This window comes from Pseudomonas sp. BF-R-19, from assembly GCF_019956445.1.
Classification (GTDB): Bacteria; Pseudomonadota; Gammaproteobacteria; order Pseudomonadales; family Pseudomonadaceae; genus Aquipseudomonas; species Aquipseudomonas fluorescens_BH.
In genome coordinates this window covers 306,532-312,890 of sequence record NZ_JAHBDN010000070.1, presented here as the reverse complement: position 1 = coordinate 312,890, position 6,359 = coordinate 306,532, and the positions used below count along the sequence as shown (strand labels likewise).

Below are 6,359 nucleotides of genomic sequence, written 5' to 3'. Positions count from 1 at the left end.
CTGCCCGCCCGCCGCACAAATCGATATCAGTCCCCGCCCCTTGCCCGCCGCATCCAGCAACTTCGCCAGATTGGCGACGATGCGCCCGCCCGTGGCGGCAAACGGATGCCCCGCCGCCAGCGAACTGCCCTTGACGTTGAGTTTGCTGCGATCGATCGAGCCCAATGGCGCATCGAGCCCGAGACGGGTTTTGCAGTACTCCGGATCTTCCCAGGCCTTCAAGGTGCACAGCACTTGCGCGGCGAAGGCTTCGTGGATTTCGTAGTAGTCGAAGTCCTGCAAGGTCAGGCCATTGCGCGCCAGCAAACGCGGCACGGCGTAGACCGGTGCCATCAACAACCCTTCGGTGCCGTTGACGAAATCCACCGCCGCCGCCTCGCCGTCACGCCAGTAGGCCAGGATCGGTAACCCGCGAGCCTTGGCCCATTCCTCGCTGCCCAGTAGCACCAGCGACGCACCATCGGTCAGCGGCGTGGAGTTGCCGGCGGTCAGGGTGCCCTTGGCGCTTTTTTCATAGGCCGGCCTGAGTGCGGCGAGCTTTTCCAGCGTGGAGTCCGCACGCAGGTTGTTGTCGCGGGTCAGGCCCAGGAACGGCGTCATCAGGTCGTTGTGCCAGCCTTCGGCGTAGGACGCGGCCAGCTTCTGATGGCTCTCAAGCGCCAATTGATCCTGTGCCTGGCGAGGGATGTTCCAGGTCTGGGCCATCAGCTCGCAATGCTGGCCCATGGACAACCCGGTACGCGGCTCGCCGTTGCGCGGGAATTCGGGAATCAGATGTCTGGGACGCAATTGCAGGAAGGTTTTCAGTTTGTCGCCGGTGGTTTTCGCGCGGTTGGCTTGCAGGAGGACTTTGCGCAGGCCCTCGCTGACACTGATCGGCGCATCCGAGGTGGTGTCCACGCCACCGGCAATGCCGCAGTCGATCTGCCCCAGGGCAATCTTGTTCGCCACCAGCAGCGCCGCTTCCAGCCCGGTGCCGCACGCCTGCTGGATGTCATAGGCCGGGGTGGCAGGCGACAGTCGCGAACCCAGTACGCACTCGCGCGTGAGGTTCATGTCCCGCGACAACTTGAGCACCGCCCCGGCGACCACTTCGCCGATGCGCTGGCCGTGCAGGTTGTAACGTTCGATCAGGCCCTCGAGGGCGGCGGTGAGCATCACCTGGTTACTGGCCGTGGCGTAGGGGCCGTTGGAGCGGGCGAAGGGAATCCGGTTACCGCCGATGATCGCGACACGGCGCGGTTGGGTCATGAAAAACTCCTGACAAATTATCTGAACTGAACACTGCCCCTTGTGGGAGCGGGCTTGCTCGCGAAAGGGCCAGCACATTCAACATCGCGGTTGGCTGACCCACCGCTTTCGCGAGCAAGCCCGCTCCCACAGTGGTTGTGGTGCTACTCAAATCCCGTGATCAAACTACTCTGCTGTAACCAAGCGTAGGCCTTATCTCGTGGATCGAACGACTGATCGCCATTCGTGGTCCACACTTTGATCCCCTGCTTTCGGAGCGCGATCCATGTCTGACCGCTATATCGACTTCGCCAATTCGTCCATCGGCCATCGCCTGGTCGGCGCCCTGGGGTTGCCGGTGCCGAGCAGACTGGAGCGCTGGCAAGCGGGACGGTTGCGACCTGTAGAAGGCGCGTTGCTGATCGGCGGCGGGCCGTTGGCAGAACACGTCAGCGCGTTCGCCAACCGCCTGACCGACGCGATCTACAGCTACGGCACCGAGCCTTCGCTGGCCACGGCCTGGATTCCCGGCCACGGACCGAAACTCAAGGCCGTGGTGTTCGACGCCAGTGACCTGCTGCACACCGATCAGCTCAAGCAACTGCGCGAGTTTTTCCAGCCGCTGATGAAGAACCTCGACCACTGTGCGCACCTGGTGATTCTCGGACGCGACCCGCAAACCCTGCGCGACCCGCTCGCCGCCAGTGCCCAGCGTGCCCTGGAAGGTTTCAGCCGTTCCCTGGCCAAGGAGTTGCGCAGCGGTGGCACCCTGCAATTGATCTACGTCGGCGAAGGGGCCGAGGCGCAACTGGAAGGCCCGCTACGGTTTTTCCTCTCACCGAAAAGCGCCTTCGTGTCCGGGCAGGTCATTCGCTTGAATCCGTGCTCGACGCCAGTCACCGACTGGACGCGCCCGCTCGCCGGGCGCAAGGCACTGGTCACCGGCGCAGCACGCGGTATCGGTGCCGCCATTGCCGAAACCCTGGCTCGCGATGGTGCTGACGTCATCCTGCTCGACGTGCCCCCGGCCAAAACCGATCTCGAAGCCCTCGCCGCGCGCCTCGGCGGGCGCAGCATCAGCCTCGACATCTGCGCCGAAGACGCCGCCGCGCAGTTGGTCGAACAGCTGCCCGACGGCCTCGATATCGTGGTGCACAACGCCGGCATCACCCGGGATAAAACCCTGGCCAACATGACCCCGGAATTCTGGGACGCGGTGCTGGCGGTCAACCTCAACGCGCCGCAAGTGCTGACCAAAGCCCTGCTCGACAGCGGCACCCTGCACGACAACGGCCGGGTGATCCTGCTGGCGTCCATCAGCGGCATCGCCGGCAATCGCGGGCAAACCAATTACGCGGCGAGCAAGGCCGGGTTGATCGGTCTGGCACAAGCCTGGGCGCCGCTGCTCCACGAGCGCGGCATCAGCATCAACGCCGTGGCACCAGGCTTCATCGAAACGCAGATGACCGCACACATTCCCTTCGGCCTGCGCGAAGCCGGACGCCGCATGAGCTCCCTCGGCCAGGGCGGCCTGCCGCAGGACGTCGCCGAAGCCGTGGCCTGGCTCGCGCAACCGGGCACCGGCGCGTTCACCGGGCAAGCGTTGCGCGTGTGTGGGCAAAACGCTCTGGGGGCTTAGGCATGATCACCGACTGGCACACACTCAACCGTGAACCCAGCCTGACGGGGTTGTACGCACGCGCGGCGACACGGCGAAAAATCACTGGCAGCCGCCTGCCCGACTCGGGTTTGCGTTGCTGGGTCGAAGTCGATCCCAAGCGCCTGGCGGCCTATCGCAAGGTCTGTGGTTTCGCCGACAACGGCCTGCTGCCACCAACCTACCCGCACATCCTCGGGTTTGCCTTGCAGATGCAGTTGCTCACGGCCAGGGACTTCCCCTTCCCGCTGCTGGGCCTGATTCACCTGAGCAATCGGATTCGTGTACTGCGCCCCATGGGCGGGGTGAGTCGGGTGCGCGTCAGCGTGCAAGTGCAGAACCTGCAACCCCACGCCAAAGGCGCAACGTTCGATTTGCTGACCACACTCGACGATCAGTTGGGGCCGTTGTGGGAAGAAGAAAGCCGGATGCTCTGTCGCGGCGTCAAACTCGAGGGCGAACCGCTCGAAGAACCTCTGACAACCAGCCTGGACTTGTCCGAGATCGAGCACTGGAAAGCGCCCTCGGACATCGGCCGGCAATACGCCAAGGTGTCCGGCGACTACAACCCGATTCACCTCAGCGCGGCCAGCGCCCGGCTCTTCGGTTTCCCGACCGCCATCGCCCATGGCCTGTGGAACAAGGCGCGCACGCTGGCTGCGCTGGCCGGGCATCTGCCTGTGGCGAATGTCGAGATCGCGGTGCAGTTCAAGAAGCCGGTACGGTTGCCCAGTGAAGTGACGTTGCTGGCCAGTGCGCCAGGGCCGAGCGGGGATTTTCAGTTGGTGGGTGCCGGGGATCTGGAACATATGGTCGGGTACTGGCGGCCGGTTGCCTGATCCTGATAAAGCCGATGTCTGTGGCGAGGGAGCTTGCTCCCTCGCCACAAAAGCTGCGTGGTCAGTCTTGCGGATCGAGATTGTCCAACGCCCGGTTCACCGCCAGCTCACCCAGCATGATCACCTGCGCAATCCCCAGCATCGTATTACGCTGCGAGCCTTCCAGAAACCCCGCGAAATCACTCGCCATCACACTCGCCGACGCCAATGATTCACAGGCGTGGGCCAGCAGGGTTTCGGTGTCGATGTCCGGGACAATGACGAACATCGTGCTGGGCTTGTGGGTGACAGATTGCCTGGGTGGATTGAGATAGTGATCGAGGGTGCGGTCGGCGGCTTCGTGGAGTTTGTTTGAGTGGGGGGATTGATAGGGGGAAACGTCGTCGGTTTCGGGTGGATTTGGGGTGGGTTTGAACATGGTGAAGCTCCATTCTTGAATTTGGAGTTCGCCATCACTGCGACCAAGCAGAAGGGTGGCGAACCGTACGCAGGTTGGTCGACCAGGGAATGGAAACCCGGCAGGGCCTAGGCCCTCCCACGCACAGCTCGCCATTAAGCAAGCACAAAAATGCCGCTCGCGCGGCACTGTGCGCCATTCTAAACCCGGGCGACCAAACCCGATCACTGATTTTGCAGCGACAGACAAAGGCTAGAGATCGCGCTTCCGACGGACAACCTGAAAAGCATGTCGGAGGTTTCCTCGGGACTTGAGGAAAACTACACAGGATTGGTCGGCTGACAGGCCGCCATCGCGAGCAAGCTCGCTCCCACAGTTGGGCCGGGTACATCTGATAGATATTGGTCGGCTGTCAGGCCACCTTCGCGAGCAAGCCCGCTCCCACAGTTGGGCCGGGTACATCTGATAGATATTGGTCGGCTGTCAGGCCGCCTTCGCGAGCAAGCTCGCTCCCACAGTTGGGCCGGGTACATCTGATAGATATTGGTCGGCTGTCAGGCCACCTTCGCGAGCAAGCCCGCTCCCACAAAAAAGCAAAGGCAGAGCGGCGTACACCCACGCTCCTCACCACTCATCAGGCCGAGCGTTAGCTCGCCTGCAGCTCTTGATCTTGATCCACCCGCCCCCTCGGCAGGCTGAGTGGAGGCGTTCATCCGGGGGTGGGCGCGCAGCGCCGTTCGGCGCAGCCGAACACATCGAGAGGAGGTCGAGCGAAGCCGACCGGAGGCGATGCCCCCGGATGAATGCCGGAGCGAAGGAACCCCGAGCCTTGGCGAGGGGCCGTACGTTCGGGGCGTGAACTTTTTGGTTCCTTTTGTGTCGTTTGACAAAAGGGACTCGCCGTAAGGGCGAAACCATAAGCCGCCGTTACCGCAGCAATGGATATGTACACCATCCAAAAAAACCCCTGTAGGAGCACAGGGGTTGAGAGGCCGGCCGATTCTAGGATGCATGCGGTGGATAGTTGGCCAATATCCGCGTGACCGTTTCCCAGATCGCATCGCGACGATCCGTCGGGTTCGGCGTGCGGCTGAGTATCTGCTCGTCACTGCCGCGCCACACCAGTTTGCCGTCCTTGCCATCGAGCAGGTCGATCTGAATGGTCGCCACTTTGTAGCTGACATTGCGGGTTTCGTTGTACATCGGGGCGCCGTAGTAGCCATACCACGGGTTACCCCAGCCGCCGCCGTAATTGGTGGTCACCTGTTGCTGCCGCTCTTCGACAATCAGGTAGGTCTGCACATTCAAGTCACCCTTGGCACCTGCGGCGGCCGGACGCAGACCGCGCTGATCCAGTTGATCGGCAACCGCCTGACGGATGCGCTGTTCGGTCAGGTCGCTCTTGATTCGAGGATCATCGGGACGGTATTGCAGGGCAGGTTCTTTCCAGGTCCAGCTGCGATAGGCAGCAAAGTCGCGGCTGGCGTCGAAGTCATGATTGACCTGGTTAGCGGCGCAGGCACTGAGCAGCGCGGCCACTGCCAGTAAAACAAAACGGCGGAACATGATGATTCTCCGGTTGAAGGCATGATCCTGCGGAATGCTTCTTATTCTACAAGAAGCTAACTAGGAGGATACGCCGACATTGCCTTTTCCACAGCCTCCCGTATGGCATCGGCCCGCTCGCTTTCACTCCCCCGGTTGCCGGTTTCAGCGCTGGAGCTCCACACCGGCTGACCGCTTTTGGCGTCAAACATGTCCACCTGAACCACTACGACCTGTTCCTGATAGGTACGGATGATCGGCACGGTGGCGTATCCGCCATATCCAGGGCCGTAGCCGTTGTAGCCGCCATAACCGCCGCCGTAATAGTCGTCCTGAACCTGACGCAAGCGGGTTTCCATCCGCAGGTCGGCGCTGACAAACAGGTCCGCTGGACGATTGTCATGCAGCGGACGCAAACCCCGCTGATCCAGCGCATTGCTGACCGCTTCGGCGACCTGCGCCGAGTCGGCCCAGGCGGTGCCCGGTGGCAGATGCCCATTGAGCCACGCCCAACTGCGGTAGCGTCCATAGTCACGTGGTGCCGCCGGGTAAGCGCTGCGGTCAAAGGTGTTGGCAGCCTGGGGCGGCGCCGGTGGCAAAGGATTCGAGGTGGCGACATAAGGGTTGCTGCCCTGACAGGCAGCCAGCCCCAGGCAGAACACCAGTACACCTGAATGATTTTTCATTGCGT

At 62.5% G+C, this 6,359-nt stretch carries 6 protein-coding genes; 2 read left to right on the top strand and 4 right to left on the bottom strand.

Annotation, left to right across the window (positions count from 1 at the left end; all coding sequences use genetic code 11):
* Positions 1-1,251, bottom strand: a 1,251-nt coding sequence (locus KGB28_RS21315) for an acetyl-CoA C-acetyltransferase (protein WP_223447752.1), incomplete at its 3' end; no start/stop codon positions are given.
* A 265-nt stretch (positions 1,252-1,516) separates the two neighbouring features.
* On the opposite strand from KGB28_RS21315, the gene KGB28_RS21310 reads away from it, so the two are divergent.
* On the top strand, positions 1,517-2,869 hold the full coding sequence (locus tag KGB28_RS21310) for a 3-oxoacyl-ACP reductase (protein ID WP_223447750.1): 1,353 nt from the start codon (positions 1,517-1,519) through the stop codon (positions 2,867-2,869).
* A 2-nt stretch (positions 2,870-2,871) separates the two neighbouring features.
* Positions 2,872-3,726 (top strand): MaoC family dehydratase, encoded by an 855-nt coding sequence (locus tag KGB28_RS21305; protein ID WP_223447748.1) that lies wholly within the window; start codon positions 2,872-2,874, stop codon positions 3,724-3,726.
* 61 nt (positions 3,727-3,787) lie between these two features.
* On the opposite strand, the gene KGB28_RS21300 is transcribed toward KGB28_RS21305, so the two are convergent.
* From KGB28_RS21300 to KGB28_RS21290, 3 genes are all read right to left on the bottom strand, one after another.
* Positions 3,788-4,144: a DUF6124 family protein gene (locus KGB28_RS21300; RefSeq protein ID WP_223447746.1), complete on the bottom strand. Its 357-nt coding sequence runs from the start codon at positions 4,142-4,144 to the stop codon at positions 3,788-3,790.
* A 981-nt stretch (positions 4,145-5,125) separates the two neighbouring features.
* The gene (locus KGB28_RS21295) at positions 5,126-5,689 is read right to left on the bottom strand and encodes a DUF4136 domain-containing protein (protein WP_057712146.1); all 564 of its coding nucleotides are present in this window, start codon (positions 5,687-5,689) and stop codon (positions 5,126-5,128) included.
* Between the two features lie 56 nt (positions 5,690-5,745).
* Positions 5,746-6,354, bottom strand: coding sequence for a DUF4136 domain-containing protein (locus tag KGB28_RS21290; RefSeq protein WP_223447744.1), 609 nt, complete (start codon positions 6,352-6,354; stop codon positions 5,746-5,748).
* Positions 6,355-6,359: the final 5 nt, after the last annotated feature.

Bases quoted from the DNA above. Each gene is read 5' to 3' on its own strand.
- KGB28_RS21310 (WP_223447750.1), top strand. From the start codon at position 1,517: ATGTCTGACCGCTATATCGACTTCGCCAATTCGTCCATCGGCCATCGC.
- KGB28_RS21305 (WP_223447748.1), top strand. From the start codon at position 2,872: ATGATCACCGACTGGCACACACTCAACCGTGAACCCAGCCTGACGGGG.
- KGB28_RS21300 (WP_223447746.1), bottom strand. From the start codon at position 4,144: ATGTTCAAACCCACCCCAAATCCACCCGAAACCGACGACGTTTCCCCC.
- KGB28_RS21295 (WP_057712146.1), bottom strand. From the start codon at position 5,689: ATGTTCCGCCGTTTTGTTTTACTGGCAGTGGCCGCGCTGCTCAGTGCC.
- KGB28_RS21290 (WP_223447744.1), bottom strand. From the start codon at position 6,354: ATGAAAAATCATTCAGGTGTACTGGTGTTCTGCCTGGGGCTGGCTGCC.